At 52.5% G+C, this 19,134-nt stretch carries 23 protein-coding genes; 9 read left to right on the top strand and 14 right to left on the bottom strand.

Annotated elements, in window-relative coordinates:
• Nucleotides 1-116 precede the first annotated feature (116 nt).
• From DEP07_RS13240 to DEP07_RS13255, 4 genes are all read right to left on the bottom strand, one after another.
• A complete protein-coding gene (locus DEP07_RS13240) occupies nt 117-713 on the bottom strand; it encodes a sulfite oxidase-like oxidoreductase (RefSeq protein WP_287102595.1) in 597 nt (198 codons plus the stop codon).
• A gap of 369 nt (nt 714-1,082) precedes the next feature.
• A complete protein-coding gene (locus DEP07_RS13245) occupies nt 1,083-1,514 on the bottom strand; it encodes a CoA-binding protein (RefSeq protein WP_173597515.1) in 432 nt (143 codons plus the stop codon).
• Nucleotides 1,515-1,536: 22 nt separating this feature from the next.
• A complete protein-coding gene (locus DEP07_RS13250) occupies nt 1,537-3,036 on the bottom strand; it encodes a leucyl aminopeptidase (RefSeq protein ID WP_287102596.1) in 1,500 nt (499 codons plus the stop codon).
• Between the two features lie 53 nt (nt 3,037-3,089).
• Nucleotides 3,090-3,464 (bottom strand): DUF309 domain-containing protein, encoded by a 375-nt coding sequence (locus DEP07_RS13255; protein ID WP_122964542.1) that lies wholly within the window; start codon nt 3,462-3,464, stop codon nt 3,090-3,092.
• 214 nt (nt 3,465-3,678) lie between these two features.
• Between DEP07_RS13255 and DEP07_RS13260 the strand changes: the two genes are divergently transcribed.
• Both DEP07_RS13260 and DEP07_RS13265 read left to right on the top strand, forming a co-directional pair.
• On the top strand, nt 3,679-4,155 hold the full coding sequence (locus DEP07_RS13260; protein ID WP_063227419.1) for a divergent PAP2 family protein: 477 nt from the start codon (nt 3,679-3,681) through the stop codon (nt 4,153-4,155).
• A gap of 24 nt (nt 4,156-4,179) precedes the next feature.
• The gene (locus DEP07_RS13265) at nt 4,180-4,947 is read left to right on the top strand and encodes a cobalamin-binding protein (RefSeq protein ID WP_122964541.1); all 768 of its coding nucleotides are present in this window, start codon (nt 4,180-4,182) and stop codon (nt 4,945-4,947) included.
• 75 nt (nt 4,948-5,022) lie between these two features.
• Here DEP07_RS13265 and DEP07_RS13270 read toward each other — a convergent pair whose 3' ends face one another.
• From DEP07_RS13270 to DEP07_RS13295, 6 genes are all read right to left on the bottom strand, one after another.
• Nucleotides 5,023-5,640 (bottom strand): 3D domain-containing protein, encoded by a 618-nt coding sequence (locus tag DEP07_RS13270; RefSeq protein WP_122964540.1) that lies wholly within the window; start codon nt 5,638-5,640, stop codon nt 5,023-5,025.
• Nucleotides 5,641-5,798: 158 nt separating this feature from the next.
• The gene (locus tag DEP07_RS13275; RefSeq protein WP_063227416.1) at nt 5,799-6,059 is read right to left on the bottom strand and encodes a YuiB family protein; all 261 of its coding nucleotides are present in this window, start codon (nt 6,057-6,059) and stop codon (nt 5,799-5,801) included.
• Between the two features lie 196 nt (nt 6,060-6,255).
• Nucleotides 6,256-6,417: a YuiA family protein gene (locus DEP07_RS13280; protein ID WP_167470299.1), complete on the bottom strand. Its 162-nt coding sequence runs from the start codon at nt 6,415-6,417 to the stop codon at nt 6,256-6,258.
• Nucleotides 6,418-6,570: 153 nt separating this feature from the next.
• The gene (locus DEP07_RS13285; protein ID WP_274874315.1) at nt 6,571-7,053 is read right to left on the bottom strand and encodes an NUDIX domain-containing protein; all 483 of its coding nucleotides are present in this window, start codon (nt 7,051-7,053) and stop codon (nt 6,571-6,573) included.
• A gap of 79 nt (nt 7,054-7,132) precedes the next feature.
• Entirely contained in the window at nt 7,133-7,384 is a 252-nt protein-coding gene (locus DEP07_RS13290) for a hypothetical protein (protein ID WP_122964538.1), read from the bottom strand.
• A 3-nt stretch (nt 7,385-7,387) separates the two neighbouring features.
• Nucleotides 7,388-8,578 carry an NAD(P)/FAD-dependent oxidoreductase gene (locus DEP07_RS13295; protein ID WP_173597513.1) on the bottom strand — a complete coding sequence of 397 codons (1,191 nt, stop codon included), beginning with the start codon at nt 8,576-8,578 and terminating at the stop codon, nt 7,388-7,390.
• A 339-nt stretch (nt 8,579-8,917) separates the two neighbouring features.
• Between DEP07_RS13295 and DEP07_RS13300 the strand changes: the two genes are divergently transcribed.
• The 4 genes from DEP07_RS13300 to DEP07_RS13315 all read left to right on the top strand — a co-directional run bounded on the left by DEP07_RS13300 (nt 8,918) and on the right by DEP07_RS13315 (nt 12,129).
• The gene (locus DEP07_RS13300) at nt 8,918-9,928 is read left to right on the top strand and encodes an NAD(P)/FAD-dependent oxidoreductase (RefSeq protein ID WP_122964535.1); all 1,011 of its coding nucleotides are present in this window, start codon (nt 8,918-8,920) and stop codon (nt 9,926-9,928) included.
• 161 nt (nt 9,929-10,089) lie between these two features.
• Nucleotides 10,090-10,350, top strand: coding sequence for a hypothetical protein (locus DEP07_RS13305; RefSeq protein ID WP_167470298.1), 261 nt, complete (start codon nt 10,090-10,092; stop codon nt 10,348-10,350).
• Between the two features lie 173 nt (nt 10,351-10,523).
• Entirely contained in the window at nt 10,524-11,483 is a 960-nt protein-coding gene (locus tag DEP07_RS13310; protein WP_122964534.1) for an AAA family ATPase, read from the top strand.
• Nucleotides 11,473-12,129 carry an RNA ligase family protein gene (locus DEP07_RS13315; RefSeq protein ID WP_122964533.1) on the top strand — a complete coding sequence of 219 codons (657 nt, stop codon included), beginning with the start codon at nt 11,473-11,475 and terminating at the stop codon, nt 12,127-12,129. Before DEP07_RS13310 ends, DEP07_RS13315 begins: the two co-directional genes overlap by 11 nt.
• A 145-nt stretch (nt 12,130-12,274) precedes the next feature.
• Here the strand turns inward: DEP07_RS13315 and DEP07_RS13320 are convergent, their stop codons facing one another.
• The 4 genes from DEP07_RS13320 to DEP07_RS13335 all read right to left on the bottom strand — a co-directional run bounded on the left by DEP07_RS13320 (nt 12,275) and on the right by DEP07_RS13335 (nt 15,432).
• Nucleotides 12,275-12,913 (bottom strand): hypothetical protein, encoded by a 639-nt coding sequence (locus DEP07_RS13320; protein ID WP_287102597.1) that lies wholly within the window; start codon nt 12,911-12,913, stop codon nt 12,275-12,277.
• A 168-nt stretch (nt 12,914-13,081) separates the two neighbouring features.
• On the bottom strand, nt 13,082-13,462 hold the full coding sequence (locus DEP07_RS13325) for a hypothetical protein (protein WP_244226804.1): 381 nt from the start codon (nt 13,460-13,462) through the stop codon (nt 13,082-13,084).
• Nucleotides 13,463-13,598: 136 nt separating this feature from the next.
• On the bottom strand, nt 13,599-13,985 hold the full coding sequence (locus DEP07_RS13330; RefSeq protein ID WP_063227407.1) for a cupredoxin domain-containing protein: 387 nt from the start codon (nt 13,983-13,985) through the stop codon (nt 13,599-13,601).
• A gap of 118 nt (nt 13,986-14,103) precedes the next feature.
• Nucleotides 14,104-15,432: an HTH domain-containing protein gene (locus DEP07_RS13335; RefSeq protein ID WP_122964531.1), complete on the bottom strand. Its 1,329-nt coding sequence runs from the start codon at nt 15,430-15,432 to the stop codon at nt 14,104-14,106.
• Nucleotides 15,433-15,663: 231 nt separating this feature from the next.
• Between DEP07_RS13335 and DEP07_RS13340 the strand changes: the two genes are divergently transcribed.
• The 3 genes from DEP07_RS13340 (at nt 15,664) to DEP07_RS13350 (ending at nt 19,118) form a co-directional block, all read left to right on the top strand.
• A complete protein-coding gene (locus tag DEP07_RS13340) occupies nt 15,664-16,905 on the top strand; it encodes an MFS transporter (protein WP_173597510.1) in 1,242 nt (413 codons plus the stop codon).
• A 64-nt stretch (nt 16,906-16,969) separates the two neighbouring features.
• Nucleotides 16,970-18,412 carry a M20 family metallopeptidase gene (locus DEP07_RS13345; protein ID WP_280648556.1) on the top strand — a complete coding sequence of 481 codons (1,443 nt, stop codon included), beginning with the start codon at nt 16,970-16,972 and terminating at the stop codon, nt 18,410-18,412.
• Nucleotides 18,413-18,542: 130 nt separating this feature from the next.
• Nucleotides 18,543-19,118 carry a hypothetical protein gene (locus DEP07_RS13350; RefSeq protein WP_173597509.1) on the top strand — a complete coding sequence of 192 codons (576 nt, stop codon included), beginning with the start codon at nt 18,543-18,545 and terminating at the stop codon, nt 19,116-19,118.
• Nucleotides 19,119-19,134: the final 16 nt, after the last annotated feature.

Here is a 19,134-nt window from a genome sequence, read left to right on the forward strand (position 1 = left end):
ATTTGACGTATGTCCGAGTCGCATGTACGCCACCTCGAAAATGAGCTTGCTGAGATTCAAAAACGGAAAAAAAGTGGCAGATTAGGAGGCGAATTTTCGCCTCCTTTTATTGGGAATTAATCCCAAGCGTAACGTTGTTGAAGCCACGGATCGCCATACATGTGGTATCCATTCTTCTCCCAAAATCCCTGCCTGTCCTTCTCCATAAACTCGATGCCGCGCACCCACTTCGCGCTTTTCCAGAAGTAGAGGTGCGGGATGACGAAGCGCAGCGGCCAGCCGTGTTCGGGGGTCAGGTTCTCGCCGTTGTGTTTGTTGGCGAACAGGTTGCCTGCTTTCGTGAAGTCGGCCAAAGGCATGTTCACTGTCCAGCCGTGCTCGGCGTGCAGCATGACGTACTTGGCTTCCGGCTTTATTTTCACGAGCTTCAGCACTTCGTCTACCGGGATGCCCTGCCACTCGTTGTCCAGCTTGCTCCAGCCTGTGACGCAGTGAATGTCGTTCGTCACTTCGCCTGTCGGCAGCGCCATCATTTGTTCGTACGTCAATGTGACTTCTTCCTCGACCAAGCCGAACAGGCGGAAGCTCCACTCGGTGGACAGGTCCGTGTACTCTGGAACATCTCCGTAGTGAAGTACGGGAAAACCCGTCGTCTGCTTCTGGTTCGGGGGGATACGGTCGCGCTTGGTGTCTGTCGATGGATGGATAAACATAGGCCCACTCCTTGCTGTCTTTGTCCGCTTGTCCTGCTTTTTCTTATCATATCCAGCGAAAGCGATAACGTGCAAGAAAAAATGACGGCGAAAGTGCAACTCCTGCAAAGCGTGGGCCAGCGCCGTACCACATACCAAGTAAGCCTCCAGCGCGTTTCCCCCGAAAACCAGCCCGAACCGAACCTGCTCATGCTGCAAAAAGACCCCCGCCATGTGAGAGCGGAGGCCCTTTGCCTTTTCGCAAGGTAGTATCCTGTTGTAGCATCCCGTTGTACCAACCGTTGCAACACGAGTGTTAGCTCAGGTCATAGGGCGCATGACGATTTGACGTCATCCCCGCCTTCCAAAGAGAAGCAAAAAGAAAAAATCTTACTTGCCAACGCGCAGCAGCGCATGGTCTACCTTGATGCACATATCTTGCACGACTTCGATGCCTTCGGCGCGAACTTGGTTTGCCGCCTCTTCATTGGCAATCCCTTGCTGCATCCAGAACACTTTCGGCTTCTGTTGCATTTTCAGGGCGTCTTCTGCGACAGGCAAAATGTCTTCGCTTTTGCGGAAAACGTTGACGATGTCCACAGGCTGATCGATTTCTGCCAGGCTGGAAACGACTTTTTCGCCCAATACCGTTTCCCCGGCAATAACCGGGTTGACCGGAATGATGCGGTAGCCGACATTTTGCATGGCCTGTGCGACCATGTAACTGGTGCGATCCGGTTTGTTGGACAGTCCTACTACAGCGATCGTCTTCGCATCCTCCAACATTTGGCGGCGAACTTCGTTGCTAGGATTTTGGCTCATGTCAATGCACTCCTTTTCGTGTTTAGGATTGGCTGCGGCTTGCTACAAATTCGGCAATCGTGCGCGTCATGACGCCTGTACCGCCAGCTGGCTGCATGTCGCCCGTTGTGGCCGTGTACGCTGTGCCAGCGATGTCCAGGTGTACCCATGGTGTCTCGCCGACGAACTCCTGGAGGAAAACGCCGCCGATGATGCCGTGGCCGTAACGTCCGCCCGAGTTTTTCAGGTCGGCAAAGCGGCTCTTGTTCAGGCTGCGGTACTCCTCGAAGGTCGGGAGCTGCCACAGGCGTTCGCCAGCAACATCCGCTGCTTGCAAAAGCTCATCCATGAGCGCCTTGTCGTTCGTCATTGCCCCGGAGCAGTAATGTCCGAGCGCAACGACGATTCCGCCTGTCAGCGTGGCGGCGTCTACGATGCACGACACTCCTTGGTCTTTTGCATAAGTAATGCAATCGGCCAAAACGAGGCGGCCTTCCGCATCTGTCGTGATGATCTCGACCGTTTTTCCGCTCATGGTCGTGATCACGTCGCCAGGACGGAATGCTGTGCCCGACGGCATGTTTTCCACTGTTCCAATGACCGCGAGCACGTTTACTTCCGGCTTCATTTGGCCCAGCGATTCCAGCGCGCCGATCATGGCAGCCGCGCCGCCCATATCCGACTTCATGTCTTCCATGCCCGCTACCGGCTTGATGGAAATACCGCCCGTGTCAAAAGTAACGCCCTTTCCAACCAGGCCGATAACGTTATCCCACGTTTTTCTTCCCTGATATTTGACGGCTACGACGTACGGTTCCAGCTCGCTGCCTTTTGCGACACTGAGAACTCCGCCCATGCCCAGCTCTTCCAGCTTGGCTTTCTCCAGAACTTCCACGGTCATGCCGTAACGCTCTGCCACAGCGACAGCTGCGTCCTTCAGAGCGCGCGGCGTCAAGTAGTTGGCTGGCTCATTGACGAGCGTACGCGCCAGATTCGTACCGGAAACGAGCGCATTCCCCCGCAGCACGCCAGCCTGTACAGCGCTTACAGCATCGTCCGCTGCCAAGATTCGCACAGTGGCGATTGGCGCAAATTCCCGCTTCGCTTTTTGACGATAGCCTTCATAATTGTATTCTGCCAGACCGAACGCCTCTGTCACTGCCTGGGACAGACGCTCGGCACTCAAATGCCCGGTTGTCGGCAAATCGATTGCGATGTTTTTCGCGTTTCCTTTGGACACGACTGATTTGGCTGCCCGGCCCCATGCGTTGCGTGCAGCGACAAAGTCAAATTTGGCCGGATCGCCCATGCCGACGATGAGCAGCTTTTTCGCGGCAATCCGGTTCAAGCCATGAATGACTGTCAGCTCTTTCGCCTCGCCCGTGATTTCGCCTTCCTGCTGCAAGCCGCTGAGGCTGCCTGCAAAAGCTTCTTCCAGTTCCGGGTACACTTCGGAAAGCTGCTCCCCTTTCCAAAGCGGCACGATCAGCTCATCACATACGTAGCTCACAAGCTGTGAGCGTTTTTCTACGGTTACTTCCATATACTCTTCCCTCTTTCGCTGTGATAGGATACAATTATGGGCACATTTGTGTTTTAACACGATGTGTCTACATGCAAGCGCAAGGATGGAAACGTCATGGCTTTCGCCTCTGCATACGGAATCGCATCGCGATCCGGCAACACAGCCTCGCAGTCCTCTATGTAACGAAGCACTTCCTCTACGTCTAGCCCCCAATGCACGGGTCCGTAGCGGGACAAATACTTCCGCGCATTGCCAAACATCCAGCGAGCGCCTTTCAAGTTGCCGTATTCAAGATGGTACAACCCGACTGACAATTGCAGCATGCCTTGCAAAAATTTGTCGGTCTTGTCCTCCATCCAGATGTCTTCCAGCAGATCGTGGCATTCGTAGAACTCCCCTTCATTGAATTTTTCAATGAACTGCAAATACTGCACGGGATAGCCCATGGATGCACACCTCCGTTTTCCACCTGCTTGATGGCAAAAGCTACCTAGATAAGAAGTGCCTGCGGCTTGCAGGCTGACCCTCTAGCAGGAGCTTTCCTTATGGTACCACAGATTGGCAGCGCTTAAAATCCAAATGAAAACTTCACGGATTAAGACAACGCCCTTCTGTTACAATAATCTAGAGAAGCGCACAGTAGAAAGGAATGGATTTTCCGTGGCGGATATTTTTGAAAACTTCCCCTTATGGGCTGCACTGCTTGCCATAGGAATCGCCCAATTTATCAAAATTCCCCTCCATTTTTTCGCAACGAAAACATGGCAGTGGTCCCTGTTGCTCAGCACAGGCGGCATGCCCAGCTCCCACTCTTCTGCCGTGACAGCTCTGTCGACCGCAGTGGGACTGCGTGAAGGCTTTTCCAGCAACATGTTTGCTATCTCCGCCATTCTTGGCGTGATCGTCATGTTCGACGCTGCGGGCGTTCGCCGGCATGCCGGCATGCAAGCCGTCGTCCTCAACAAGCTGGTGGACGAATTTAACCACCTGTTGGAAGGGATGAAATCGTTAAAAGTTCGCCCGAACCAGGAAAAGGCGAAAAAGCTGAAAGAACTGCTCGGACACCAGCCGATTGAAGTGCTGATTGGCGGATGGCTGGGTATCATGATTGCATTGCTGGTGCAGCCGTTTTTTTAGGATGTTTCCACAGGGGGGAATCACATGCGCATCGTGTCCATCTGTCCGAGCAATACGGAAATCCTCTATTATTTAGGTCTGCATGAGCACGTGGTGGGGCTGGACGATCACTCCGACTGGCCTTTGGAGTGGCAGCACCTGCCGCGCGTCGGTCCCGATCTGACCATTGACATGGAACGGGTGGCTGCACTCCAGCCTGATCTGGTCGTCGCCTCGCTAAGCGTTCCCGGAATGGAAAAAAATGTGGAGGCATTGCAAGCCTTGGGGCTTTCGCATATCGTGCTGAACCCGCAAAGGATTGGCGAAATCGCCGCTGACATCCGACTGGTCGGCGAGGCGACAGGCTTTCACAAGCAAGCGGAACAGCTTGCCGCCCATTTTGACGAAAGAATAGAAAGCATCCGACAACAGACGGCTTCCTGTACGCAGCGTCCCAAGCTGTATTGGGAATGGTGGCCGAACCCGATCTATACGCCCGGACAAACGAACTGGCTGACCGATGTCAGCGAGATAGCCGGTGCTGTCAACGTATTCTCCGACTTCCCGGTCGCCAATGTAAAAGCGACCAGAGAGATGGTGCAAGAGCGCGATCCTGATCATATTTGCGTCGTCTGGTGCGGCATCGAACTGAAGCGCATCAAGCGGGAAACGATCACGAGCCGTCCAGAGTGGAGCCAGATGACAGCTATTCAAAAAGACCAGGTTCACCTGCTGGAGGAAGGGCTTTATTGCCGCCCGTCTCCGCGCATACTCGATGGCCTGGAACAGCTCGTGAAGCTGATTCATACATAAATCACGGCATGAAAAAACGTTCAAAGCACATCGCCTTGAACGTTTTTTTGTCTTCCATTGTCTCGCAGCAAACCTCTAGTTTGCCACTTCAGCCATTGCCGCGATGCCCTTCTGGTTCAGATTGTTGAGAAAGGCTTCTGTCAGCTTCCCTTCCCCGCGTCTTACGATATATACATCGAGTGATTTTTTGCCCCATTGGGTGAACACATCCTGCTTGGTCTCGAAGTACAGGTCGATCTTGTGGCCACGAATGGCACCGCCTTTGTCCGCTACAACCCCGTATCCGTAGCCCGGTATGTACAGGACCGTTCCCAGCGGAAAAATGCGCAGATCGGCTGCAATCGTCGAGTAATCGTCCCGGCGAACCTTTACGCCCGAATACGTAATCCCGTAGGACGGATCAGACGGGTTCTTTCCGGTCGATTCAAACCCGGCATAGTATCCGGTTGCGACGACGCGAACTTTCGGATATTGGTCGAGGAATACATCCGCTTTATCAATGACTTGAGTGAGTGAGCTGGCCGAAACTGTCCGTTTTTTTACGACCCGTTGCCCCTCTTTGGTTTCCTTGATTCCGAATGTGGATGAAAGATTATGGTCTCCTACCACGTTGTAGCCGTATCCGTCGCTTGCAAATGCCGTCAAAACGAGGACGAACAATGCGAGGATACTTACAAACTGCTTCCCATTCATTTCTTGGTAAACCTCCTCTCGGTTCTAGTCATGTCCCGAAGAGGAGGAAACTATACACAAATTTTGGATGATTTCAGAAACATTCTGTATGTTCCCGCTTTGGCAAACGACGAAAAAAAGAAAAACAGGCCCCTGAATCAAGACCTGTTTTCCGCCTGTTAAAACATTCGGTATCCTTTTTTGCGCAGGGTGGCAATCGTCCAGCCGCTGCCCACTGTGCCTGCCATTCCACAGCCGAGAATGATCGCGTCCCAGACACCCGGAACGATTTTTTGATAAACGAGGGCGCCAACGACCACGCCGACCGCGATCACAACCGGAAGCCACGTCGTTTTCAAAATCATGTTTAAAATAAACCCAATGCCAAAACCGAGCACGGTGAACAAAACGATGGAAACCATAAATTGCAATAAGCTCATCGACCGCCAAACCTCCTGCCATCGCCTCCGGCTTTTGCCAAGGCTGGTTGGCAAATCAAGGGAGGACGGGCTATTTTCGCTATTTAGTGTAGCAAAAATGGCAGATACAGGTCAATATGTGCAGCCTTGCGAAGCGCAGACGAAAAGAGCCGCCAGCTCTCTGACGGCTCTTGCTCTATGCAACGGCAAGTATCGGCTATTTGTTTGCGGATGCGGACTCCTGATGAGCGTCTTTTCCTACGCCCTCACAGTTCGGGCAATTTTCCGTGCCACCCAGGAGCAGCTGGAAATACCCTTGACCATTGCAGTACGGGCATTGTTCTTGGTTATGTCTCATGATGAGCTCCCCTTTCTCCATACATGCTCCTTTGTTAATTGCATGTATTTTCAGATTATTTTGATGTATCTAACTATATCAGATCACTGCCTTTTTTCACAACACAGTTTTTCTCCGATATAACAGAAAAAACCGCGATGTAAGCGGAAACATCGCGGCTTAGCTATTTCATTCTCAGCTTTGCTTGAAGATTTTATAGGAAGTGTACTGAAAGACAGGATCAATCTCATAGGATTGCCCTTCCATCCCTTTTTCCCGTTTTGTGTAGTCTGGCAGGATGATTTTCAAGTATGTAGAAGACAGCGGATCTTCCATCAGCTCAGGAATCGGCAAAAATCGGGCTTCGACGATTTCCCCCTCCTGCGGGCGCGGTTCGCCGCTTACATAGTCCATCCAGAACACAACCATGTTGTCGCTGATCGACCCGCGAATGACCCCGGAACGAATACCCGCTACTTGCCGCACGGCTGCTTCAATCCCGGTTTCCTCCAAAACCTCGCGCACGGCTGCCTCGTCTACCGTCTCGCCCTGCTGTACGAATCCGGCCGGAAACGACCACTGCCCTTTCAACCCGCTGTACGCCTTTTTGACGACCAGCGCCTCCTCGCCGCGGATGACGATTCCGCAGGCGCCAAGCCACACTTTCCCTTCCCGCATTCGCTCGCTTCCTTTCGCTTTGTCCTTCCTGACCGTATGTACACGAAACCCCCGGCGTTTCGCTCACCGGGGGTAGCTATTACTCATCATCGTCGTCCAAAAGTCCGTTGTCAATCATGTAGCGCAGATTTTCCCGATCCCTCTCGCGGCCTTTTTCCTTCAGCCGATCGATGGCAGGCAGGATGAGAATATCAATTTCACGCTGGACATGCCAAGCCAGGTCGTGCCGCCCTTGCTCTTCCAAAAAGGCGCCCACTTCCATCATGGCATTGTACCGCTCCATTTCGTCGCGGGTCATAAGCCCTCTGACCTGAATACTCGCGTGGCGCATCGCTTACAGCTTTACCTTTTTCAAGGCGAGGCCGACCCCGCCGATTTTGTACAGATAGCGCAGATCGCTTGCCTTTTTCATCATCGCCGCTGTGCTGCCAAACAGCTTTTTCGAACCGACCTGGCCGATTCCCTCGCCTTTTCCGAGAGAAGCCAGCGTTCCTTGCAGATGAGGGACAAACTTCTGTGGTAGCTCGCCACGGATCAGCGCGGCGAGGTTTTCTCCGAGCGTCTCGCCTTCCTGAACCGCGATTTGCGCTGTCGGAGGGTACGGACGGCCTTCTGCGTTGAAAATCAGGGCGCAATCTCCGACAACGAACACATTTTCATAGCCCGGCGCGCGCAAATATTCATCTACCTTGACGCGGCCGCGCATGACTTCGAAGCCAGCTTTTTCGACGATGCTGTTGCCGCGCACACCTGCTGCCCAGACAACCGTTTTCGACTTGATTTCTTCCCCGGTTGCCAAAAGGACGCCGTCTGGTGTGCACTGCTTGATCGGCGTGCCGATTTTGAACTCGATGCCTTTGCGCTCCAGCACATCCATGGCGTACTGCACCAGCTCGGGATCAAAGCCCGGCAAAGCAGATGGAGCCGCTTCGATGCAATATACTTTGACCAGCTCCGGGTCCACGTCAAACTCCTGGCACAGCTCCGGCAGACGGTCGCCCAGCTCCCCGCAAAACTCGATTCCCGTAAAGCCCGCTCCCCCGACAACGAAAGTCAGGTAGTCCGTACGATGCGGCTCGTTTTTGTATTTGGAAAACATGTACTCGATATGTTCGCGAATATGGCGGACAGCGTTGATGCTGCGAATGCTGAACGCATGCTCTTTCAATCCTTCGATGCCGAACGTCTCCGGTTCGCTGCCCAATCCGATCACGAGATAATCGTAGGTCAGCACTTCGCCGCTATCGAGTGTGACATGTTGCTCCTGCGGATCGATCGCCTGAACCGTTCCTTTGATGAACTGGACTTTGTCCTGGTTCAAGATTCCTTCCAGACTCACCCGCGCATGGTCGGCAGAAGCCGTGCCAGCAGCAGGCTCATGCAGCCAGGTCGTGATGTAGTGATAGTTGTGCTTGTTCACCAGCGTGATTTCCGCTTCGTTGTAATTCAGCTTTTTTTGCAGCTGCAACGTGGTCAGCAAGCCGCCGTATCCCGCTCCAAGAATGAGGATTTTGGGTGCACTCATCGGTATCCCTTCCATTCATTGTTAATGGTAACCAGAGGAAGATTGTGCGAAATTTCACGTAGGCTGTTACCAAGTAAGATGCCCAAGTGAATAAAAAATGACGTATCGGAATAATTGCCTGTTATGTCATATGTTCCAACCTGTGAAAAAAAGCACAAACTTAGAAACAAACAAATGTGACAATTTCTTTACAGTCACCCTCATCTTATCGATTGCCACCATGATTTGCAAGGGTTTTTTGCCTATCGAGGCGTTTTTTTCCCTGCTTTTTTTTCTTTCCTTTGTTGGGTTATAATGGGTGAGGAGTTCGGTTTTTCGAATATTCGGAGGTGCTTTCGATTGAATTTTCTGCAAAAGGACGAGCAAATCTACGACATTACGATCATTGGCGGAGGCCCTGCCGGACTGTTCACTGCATTTTACGGTGGCATGAGGCAGGCAAGTGTGAAAATTATTGAGAGCATGCCCCAGCTTGGCGGGCAACTGTCAGCTCTCTATCCGGAAAAATACATTTACGATGTAGCCGGGTTCCCAAAGATATTGGCTCAAGATTTGATCAATAACCTGAAGGAGCAGCTTTCACGTTTTCAGCAAACCGTTTGTCTGGAAGAAAAAGTGGAAAACGTAGAGAAAAAAGCGGACGACGTTTTTGAAATCACTACGGACAAAGGCGTACACTACGCAAAATCTGTCATCATCACGGCAGGCGTAGGTGCGTTCGAACCCCGCAGACTGGAACACCCAGATGCCGTCAAATACGAAAAATCCAATCTGCACTATTTCGTCACCGACCTGAACTCCTTCAAAGGGCAGCGCGTCGCCGTCATTGGCGGCGGAGATTCCGCACTGGACTGGTCTTTGATGCTCGAACCGATCGCCAAAGAAGTCCATCTCATCCACCGCAGAGACAAGTTCCGTGCGCATGAGCACAGCGTAGAGATGCTCATGTCGTCCAAGGTAAACGTCACGACACCTTATGAAATATCCGCTCTTCACGGAGAAGAAAAAATTGAACGCCTGACTCTGACGAATTGCACCACGAAAGAAGAACTCAACCTGGAAGTCGATGCCGTCATCGTCAACTTCGGCTTCATCTCCTCGCTCGGTCCGATCAAAAACTGGGGATTGGAGCTGGAAAAAGGTTCGATTGTCGTAAACACGCGCATGGAATCGAACATTCCCGGCATTTTTGCGGCGGGAGACATCGCGACTTATCCGGGCAAAGTCAAGCTGATTGCTGTCGGCTTCGGGGAAGCGCCAACGGCCGTCAACAATGCGGTAGGCTACTTCAACCCGGATGCCAAATTGCAGCCAGGGCATTCCTCCAGCATGGACAACTTCAAAGCTTGATTCAACAATCAGCAAGCATTCAATCCTTGTGCCGCTTTTCTTTTGCGGTGCAAGGATTTTTTCGTGACGGCGAAGCTTTCGGGCAGGATGCATAGCGGCTTTCCTTCTGACGCAGAGTAGAGAAAACGACAACCAGCGTTTACGTTTTTGGAGGGAAAACCATGGATTATCTTTGTCCGGTTTGCAATGGGCTCGCTTCTCTCTCGCAAGCTTGCCCACAATGCTACACGCCACTTGCGGATGCAGGCCGTCTGTACGACTTTTACGGCGACTACAGCCCTTACCGGGAGATCGATGACGCCAAATGGGACAACGGCTACCCCGATCGCGAGAAGCACCTGTGCTTGCATACCGGCTGGTGCAGCACTTGCCAGCTGGCACAAACGGTAGCCATTCAAGAATGGACACCCGACATGCTGTAAGCAATCCCGCTATCGCCCACGGCAGAGGCGGGATTTTTTTCTTCCCTTTTTGCAAAAACACGCTATACTATAAGGAATTATTTGTTAAAGGACGGAAAAATCATGTAATCGGTTAAATTGTCGACCCCCTGCACTCGTCTATTGGAACCACTTTTTGAGGGGAGCGTCATTTTATGAATAAATTCATCATGATGGTGGGCATTCCCGGAAGCGGCAAAACCCGCGCAGCCGGGCTGATCGCCAAAAAAGAACGGGCGACACTCGTGTCCACGGATGCCGTTCGGTTAGAGCTGTTCGGGGATGAAGCCAAGCGCCGGAAAAATCCGCTCGTTTTCCACGAGGTTTACACCCGTATCGAGCAAGCGTTGGCTGCAGGAAGCGACGTTGTCTTCGACGCCACCAATGTCGATCGGGACAAGCGGATGAGCGTACTGAAGCGATTCCCGCACGCGACGGCGGAATGCTACTACGTGAGCACTCCGTTTGAAATTTGCCTGCAACGAAATCAGGCGAGAAAACGCAAGCTGGATGAGCTGGTTCTCGCCAAATACCATAAAAACTTGCATATTCCTTTGCACCAGGAAGGCTTTGCCGCCATCCACCTGCTGCATGAGCCTGTGCCGTACCCGATGACTAAAGAGGCGTTTATCGCCCTTTTACAAAGCGAACCCGGCTACGACGAGCTGTTTGCCGCCTTGTCCGGAATCGCTTATTTTCAGCAAATGAAAGATTTTCAGCAAGACAACCCGCACCATCAGCACACGCTGTGCAAGCATACGTACCACGTCCTCGATTACGTCAATACTTTTTACGAAGAGGACGACAAGCTGCTGATGCAAATTGTCGCGCTGTTTCACGACGTGGGAAAATTGTATACAAAAGTTTTCAAGCAAGCCAAAGGCCACAGCAGCTACTACGGGCACGAATACGTGTCGAGCCAGATTGCCGTTCATTTCCTGAAAGAGCTGGGATTTGCCGACGAGCTTGTCTTCCGGGCCGCCGCTCTGATCGAAATGCACATGAAAATTGCCTACGGCGGCGATGAAGGCGCGTCGGAGATTTACCATCTGGTCGGGGCAGACATGCTGACGAAGCTATACTTTTTCAAAGAGGCGGATCACTATGGAAAATAAGTCGACGAGCCACTATCAAAAGTATCCGCGCACCTTTCACCTGCCCTGGTCCCGGAGCAAAACCGACGACGATCGGATTTTGCGAGATACCCGGCATTTTGTTGGAAAAGAAATTGTCGTGACAGAAAAGCTGGACGGAGAAAACACCAGCTTGTACCGCGACTACTTGCACGCCCGTTCGATCGACAGCCGCGACCATCCGTCCCGCCACTGGATCAAAATGCTGCACGGCTCGATTGCCCACCACCTTCCACCCGGCTATCGCATTTGCGGGGAGAACGTGTTTGCCAAGCATTCGATTTTTTATGAGGAGTTGTCGAGCTACTTCTACCTGTTTTCCGTCTGGGATGACCGCAACGTCTGCCTCAGTTGGGACGATACATTGGAATGGGCAGAGCTTCTTGGTTTGCAGACTCCGCCTGTGCTCTATCGCGGCCCATGGGACGAGGAAAAGGTGCGGGCCTGCTATACGCGGCAATCCGTGTTTGGCGGCGAGCAGGAAGGCTATGTCGTCCGGCTCACCGCTTCCTTCGCCTACGCTGACTTCAAATACAGCGCAGCGAAGTTCGTCCGCAAAAATCACGTCCAAACCGATCAGCACTGGATGGCGAAGGCTGTTGAGCCGAATCAGTTAAAAGCGGAGTAACACAGAATAGGCTAACTTGACCGTTCTTGCTCTCGTTTGCTATAAGCAGTCAGTAGCCTGTCATTGTCCTCGCTAAAATGTCTCGCAGCAAAAAGGCGTGTTCGAACCATTGTCCTGGTTCACACGCCTTTGCTCGTTCATCCGCTTATTTCTTCTTCTGCTCCAGCCGCTGGGCCATCGCCGTATTTTTTGCCTTCATCTGCTCCAGCATTTGCGGCAGCACTTGCTTGATTTTCGCCGCATCCCCCGATTCAATCGCGGCTTCAAACGCTTCGTGCGTCGCTTTCATCTTTTCCATCCGGGCTTTTCTGGCTTCGCGATCTTCCTTCATGCCCGGCATGCCCATGTTTTTCTCTCTCCAGTCTTTCAACTGCTGCTCCATTTGCTCACTGGTAATCTCGCCTTTTTTCACCTGCTCATTCAGCTTGCTGACAAGCTGCCTGCGCTCCTCGCGCTTCGCCTTCCATTTCGGGTCTTCCCCCAGAGTCGCAAATTCGTTCATCAGGCGTTCCCGTTCCTTGAACACTCCTTGCCACTCGGCCACACTATCTGGCGTATATTTTTCCGCCAAAAGCAGCATGTACATTTTTTGGTGGGCGCTGCCGTGCATCCCGTGCCGAACCTTGATGTCCACCCGCTCATGATCGCCGTGGCTGTGTGCTGTTCGACTGGCTGTCGTCATCCCTGTCGTTGCGAGAGTTGTTTCCTCTGCCAGTGCAAGACCAGGCAATACCAGTCCCGCTGCGATTGCGGCTACTACCATGCTGTTTGTCCACTTTTTCATGCTGTTCTCTCCTTTTCGCTCGTTTTGCGCCTTCGCCTTGCTTGACTCATGGCGCTCGCCTCAAGGCATCACTCGTTTTTTGGCCTTGTTCGTCGTCATTGTTCCCAGCGGTTGTGGCAAGCTTGTCGGATAAATATGTAAAAATGTGTAATTTCTCAAGCAGGCTGATTACAGCGGCCGGATTCCCGCTCTCTCGAAACCGAACAGCTTCACAAGCCCCATTTGCTCCAAATCTTGCTTCGTTTTTGCCGTACCGTGCTGGTAGATCAACCGATAAATTTCCCGCAAGTTGTCATCGTACTCGTCATTGTCCCGATCCGGCATGTCCGACCAGAGTGTATGCCCGTGCATCCACATCATGAAGTCGCCGTGAATACAGTTGTTGAACAGATCGCGCATCATGCCGACCTCCACGTCTGTTACCTCGATCTCAAAATCATAGGTGGAGGAGCCTTTTTCATCGCGAATTTCCGCAACCGTCGTTCCCGCTTGCATGGTGACGTAGTACGTCTTTCTTTCCAAAGCTGTCATCTCCATTCGTGAAAGCAAGCTTGAAAACTTTTCCTCCTTAATCTGTGCCAAAAGGCGGGAAAACATGTGTCATCGCCCTGTAAAGCAAAGTGGATCGGCAAAATAAAAAACACCCCAACCCGCTAATGCGAGCCAGAGTGTTTGGGTTTGGCATTTATTTGACTACCAGTTTCGCGATCATGTTGCCGTGCTCCGGTCCGCAGATCACGTTGCAGAAAATTTTGTACTCGCCAGCTTTATCCACTTTCAGTGTTTTGCTGCCGTCTTTTTGAATATCGACGTCCAAGCCCTCAATTCCGATTCCATGGAAGCCTTCCGTGGACTTGAAATTGATTGTAAACTCTTCGCCTGCTTTTACTTCATAAACATCTTGGTTGAACTTCCAGTTGCTAGCTTCGATGTTGATTCCATTGCCATCCGTCGCTGCCGCCGGAGCCTCTGTAGAATTGGTGTTTGCCGCTTGCTCCTTGCCGCCGCATGCTGTCATCAGCATCGCCGAAAAAGCAACTGCCGAAACCAACAGAGTCCACTTCTTGTTCACAATGACCCCTTCTTTCTACTTGATTCTACACTTCCATCTTACTGGAAAGTAGCCGTCCAAAATCTGGGAATCTGTGACTGAATCGTGACGAAATTGCTACCAATTATTGAACGGTCTATTATTTCGGACCGTCCTCTTCCGCCGGCAACTCGATTTGGTACACCTTTGTCGGGCGCCCCCGCAGCTTTTCTTGCTTTTTGTACAAAATTTTGGCGACCCCTTTTTCCTCCAGGCGATTCAGGATGCGATTGGCGCTGCGCACCGTAAGTCCGAGGTGATACGCCAGCTCGTCCGCCGTCAGCTCGTTGCTTTCCGTCTTCGCGAGTACCGCCAATATTTTTTGCAACTGCAAGGTAGACAAGTCTGTCTCTTCGCTCAACCGCTGAATGTAGTCGTTGATCTGGTTGCGGTATTGCAAGCATGTTTCCTCGCCCAACGGCCCGATGACCTGGTCGCTGTCTGTTACGACGTACGTGCCAGATGTTTTGCCTGCTGTAGACATGCTGTTCGCTGATTGGGCGTTCATCCTTGCTTTGTACATGCTGTTGCCCACCCCCCAGCCGACGTGGACGGGAAACGGCAACGTCTTTTCCAAATAGGCGAGTAACAGACAGTGCGTGAGGTTGTCCGTCAGCATTTTCAAATCTTTGAATGAACTGATGATCTCAAAGCTGGCAGCCGATTTCTGGATGATGAACGGCACTTTTTTCTCGGCACTGAACTCCAAAAGTGACTTGTGCAGAAGCATTTGCCGCAGCTCCCATTCGTTGAGATTCTCCTTTTGCCCCTCGACATCCCCGATTGTGATATGCCCGATCGCAATCCGGCTCTCCGCCAGCTTGATCGCCGCCAGTTCGGCAGCCATCTGTTCAAACTGCGCTGCGGCCGATTCCGGCGAAGGAAACACATACTGATGCGGCACTCCGTGGTCCGTCAAATCTTGCACGATGTTGCTCATCCGCGTCATGGAAAAGTCGATTTTGCCTGCTTTCCACAAGCGGAGATGCTCATCCAGCACCGCCTCGTAAATCTGGTCGTTCACTTCCACCGGAGACAACGTGTACGGCATGGCGTCTGCCCCGACTACTTCTTTCAATCCGAGGTACTGATTCGCCTCAAAAATAAAGTCGATGTACACTCTGGAAAAATCGAGATCGCGTTTGCGCAGGCTGAGCTGAAACAGCTTTTTGTAAAACTCTTGCTCGCTGATCGAAAGCGTATATGTCGGAATCGGGAAGCTTCCCCATTCTTGCAGCAAATAGGCATACGCAAGCTCTGTCAGGACAAAACCGTCTACTTTTTGCTGATTTTGCCTGTAGATTGTCGGTGTTTCATGCAGACGATGATAGGGCAGCATGACCAGCTCGCAGCTGTCCTGAACCCGCATGGGGACAGATGCCAGTTCTTTTTGCGAGTGCTGGGCAAGGATAGCACCCAAACGGATCATAAAGATTCCCCCTTTACTCTTTTGTCATTATAGGAGATTTGCGCCTCTTTGAAAATATTTTGAAAAGACTTGCAATGTTCAAAACAATGCCGTAAAGTTGTTTTTAGAAATCGTCTTTATAGTGTCCAAAAATAGTTTTTAAAGGAGTGTGCTGCCTTCCGACTTGCTCGCCGATGTTTTTTTTGCACCATTCGCATCCAACCATGAAAACGCTAACAAGGAGGCCTTACGATGAACACAAGCGCAGTAGCGAACAGCAAGAACAAGTACCTGGTCCTCGGACTTCTCTGTCTCGGCTGGATTATCAACTATTTTGACAAGGTTGCCATCAACGTTGCCGTGATCCCGATTTCCCAGGAATTTGGCCTGACCGAAACCCAGGTCGGACTGATTTTGAGCAGCTTTTTTCTGAGCTATGCGATCATGCAGCCGATCGGGGGCAGTCTCGCCGACAAATTCGGCTCGCGAAAAGTCATTCTCGTTTCCGTCGTCGTCTGGTCTCTTTTTACGATCCTCACAGGTACTGCCTGGTCGTTCCTCTCGCTCATCGTCATCCGCTTTCTGTTCGGAATCGGCGAGGGAAGCTATCCTTCCGCCAGCTCTGTTGCGGTAGCGGAAAGCTTTTCGCAGCATGAACGCGCCCGGGCCAAGTCCATCTTGACCTCTGCCACCACCATCGGGTCTGTACTCGCCACGCTTGTAGCCGCCAGCTTGTCCCAACACTTCGGCTGGCAAATCATGTTCGTCATCCTCGGTGTTCTCGGCTTGTTTTTAGCGCTTTTGTACGCCAAATTTTTACACCCAACCAAAGCAGCAGAAAGTATGGCAACAACGAAAAAGGATAAGCTGCCCCTCCGCTCGCTCTTGAAAATCTCCATGCTCTGGAAGCTGATGGCCATATACTTCGGCATCTCCATGGTAACGTGGGGCATGATGTCCTGGATGCCTTCCTACATGGTCAAGGTTCGCCATCTCGATATGGTATCCATGGGGGCATTGGCTGCGATTCCAGCCGTTCTGTCTTTTGTGACGGTTCTCATCACTGGCTGGCTGTTGGACAAACGAATGGTAGGCCGCGAAAAATTATTGATTGTCATCGGTTCTTTCATCGGCATCATAGCGCTTTATCTCTTGTCGAAAGCTCCTACCGTCGCTCTGGTTGTCTTTTATCAGGCCATTGCCAATATCGGTCTCGCCGCAGCTGTTACCACTACGTTGACGATGCCGCTCAAATACATAGACGCGTCTTCTGTCGGTGCCGCTTCCGGCTTGATCTATCTCGGCGGGCAGCTCGCAGGAGTGATCGCGCCGACAGCCATGGGCTTCATGATCCAGCAGTTCAACGGCTCCTATGATGCAGCATTTTGGCTTTTGATCATCGCTGTCGCCATTCCGTTTTTTATCGGGATGACGATTCGCACAGTACCGCCAGCCACGAGCGAACCTGCCAGCTCGGTTCCCGTCGGCAACTAGCGTCAGACTGTACGCGCGGCGCAAGCCAGCATGCAAAAAAAGAATGGAACAATGAGGTGTTATTATGTCCTATCATCAACGCATTTCTGAAATCATCGAGCAAAAAAAGGAATGGTTCACGCATGTGAGCGACCGGATCTGGGAGTTTGCCGAAACACGCTTTGAAGAATTTCGCTCCGCAGAGCTTTTATGCGAGGCATTGGAAAACGAAGGCTTCACAGTAGAAAAAGGCGTGGCGGGAATCGAGACGGCTTTTGTCGGAAGCTACGGGAGCGGTGCTCCGGTGATCGCTATTTTGGGCGAGTACGACGCTCTCTCCGGGCTTAGTCAGGAACGCGGAACAGCCGCCCACACCCCGATCCAGCCAGGCGGAAACGGTCACGGCTGCGGCCACAATTTGCTCGGAACAGGATCGTTGGCTGCCGCAGTCGCCATTCGCCATTATATGGAAGAAAACCAATTGGCAGGGACCGTGCGCTACTACGGTTGTCCGGCAGAAGAGGGCGGCTCCGGCAAAGCGTACATGGCTCGCGAAGGCTTGTTCGACGATGCGGACTACGCGATTTGCTGGCATCCGCAAACGTTTAACACGCTCATGTCGATCAGCAGCCTCGCCAACTATCAGGTGTACTTCAAGTTCAAAGGCAAGGCTGCTCACGCCGCGGCTGCACCGCACCTTGGCCGCAGCGCCCTCGATGCCGCCGAGCTGATGAATATCGGGGTCAACTACTTGCGCGAGCACATCATCCCGGAAGCCCGCGTGCACTATGCGATTACCAACTCGGGAGGCTTTTCGCCAAATGTCGTGCAGGCGGAAGCGGACGTGCTCTATTTGATCCGCGCTCCCCAAACGAAGCAAGTCGAAGAAATTTATCAACGGATCAGAAAGATTGCCCAAGGAGCGGCCATGATGACGGAGACGGCCGTGGACATCATTTTTGACAAAGCATGCTCCAACCTGATTCCGAACCAGACGCTGGAGCGCGTCATGTACGACAATTTCAAACAGTTGGGCACTCCTGCTTTTACCGAGGAAGAGCAGAACTTCGCCCGCCAAATTCGCGAGACGATTCCCGAGTCGGACAAAAGCAGCGATCTGAACATGATTGCCAAAGTCATGGGGGCATCCGGTAAAAAGCTGACAGAGCAGTTGGGCAGCGAGGAGCTTTCCACTGTACTCCTGCCTCTGCTTCCGCAAGCAAGACTCATGTCGGGCTCGACTGATGTGGGCGATGTCAGTTGGATCGTTCCGACTGTCCAATGCTCAACGACGTGCTTTGCGATGGGCACCCAGTTGCATTCGTGGCAAGCCGTAGCCCAAGGCGGCATGTCGATCGGCCACAAAGGAATGCTGCACGCAGGCAAAGTCATGGCCGCAACCGCCATCGACGTCCTGCTTCACCCGGAAAAAATCGCGGAGGCCAAAGCCGAGCTGCGAGAAAAGCTGGACGGCACCTCCTACGTCTGCCCAATCCCGGCCGACATCAAGCCAGCCGCTCGGCGCTAATAGGATAAACCTGCTGTATCGTATAAAAGCCCTTGCTTCGCTCTTTTTTTCAGAGCGGCAAAGGCTTTTTGGGCACAACTGGAACACTCTCCCTCTTCCCTCGTCAAATAAATACCGGGGGTGATTTTCCATGCTGTTTCGCGCCATACCATACTGGCTATTCGCTGTCGCCGTCATCGTTACCTCTTTGCTCAGCCCAAGTCCGGCAGCGGCTTGCAGTTGTGCTCCTGCTCCCGATCCGGTGACAGCGCTGGGGCAATCTGCTGCCGTCTTCAGCGGAAAAGTGCTTCGCGTCGAGGAGCCTGTGAGAATGCCTTTTTCGTCTACCCCGGCAAGAATCGGCTTCGATGTTACGTTTGAAGTGCAGACTGTCTGGAAAGGGGCCTTGCAATCACAGGTGCTCGTCGTCACGAGTGGCTTGGGCGGCGGATGCGGCATTCCTTTTCAGCCGGGAGACGAATACCTTGTCTACGCCTCGTACTGGGAACACAGCGATCTGGAGACAAACATTTGCACCCGCACCACCCTGCTCGCCGATGCGACAGAAGACTTGCAAGCCTTGGGAACCGGAAGCGCTCCGCTCCCTCCGCCCCCTTCGTCTGCAAGCGACTGGACGCTTCCCGCTTTCGCTGGCGCAGTTGCGGTCGTCTTTTGTGTCATCGCCTTGTTCTTTTTCTATCGCCAAAAAAGCAAGCGGAGACGATAGCTGCCCCTCGTCTCCG

Origin of the sequence: Brevibacillus sp., assembly GCF_003521185.1 — a bacterium.
Taxonomy (GTDB): Bacteria; Bacillota; Bacilli; order Brevibacillales; family Brevibacillaceae; genus Brevibacillus; species Brevibacillus parabrevis.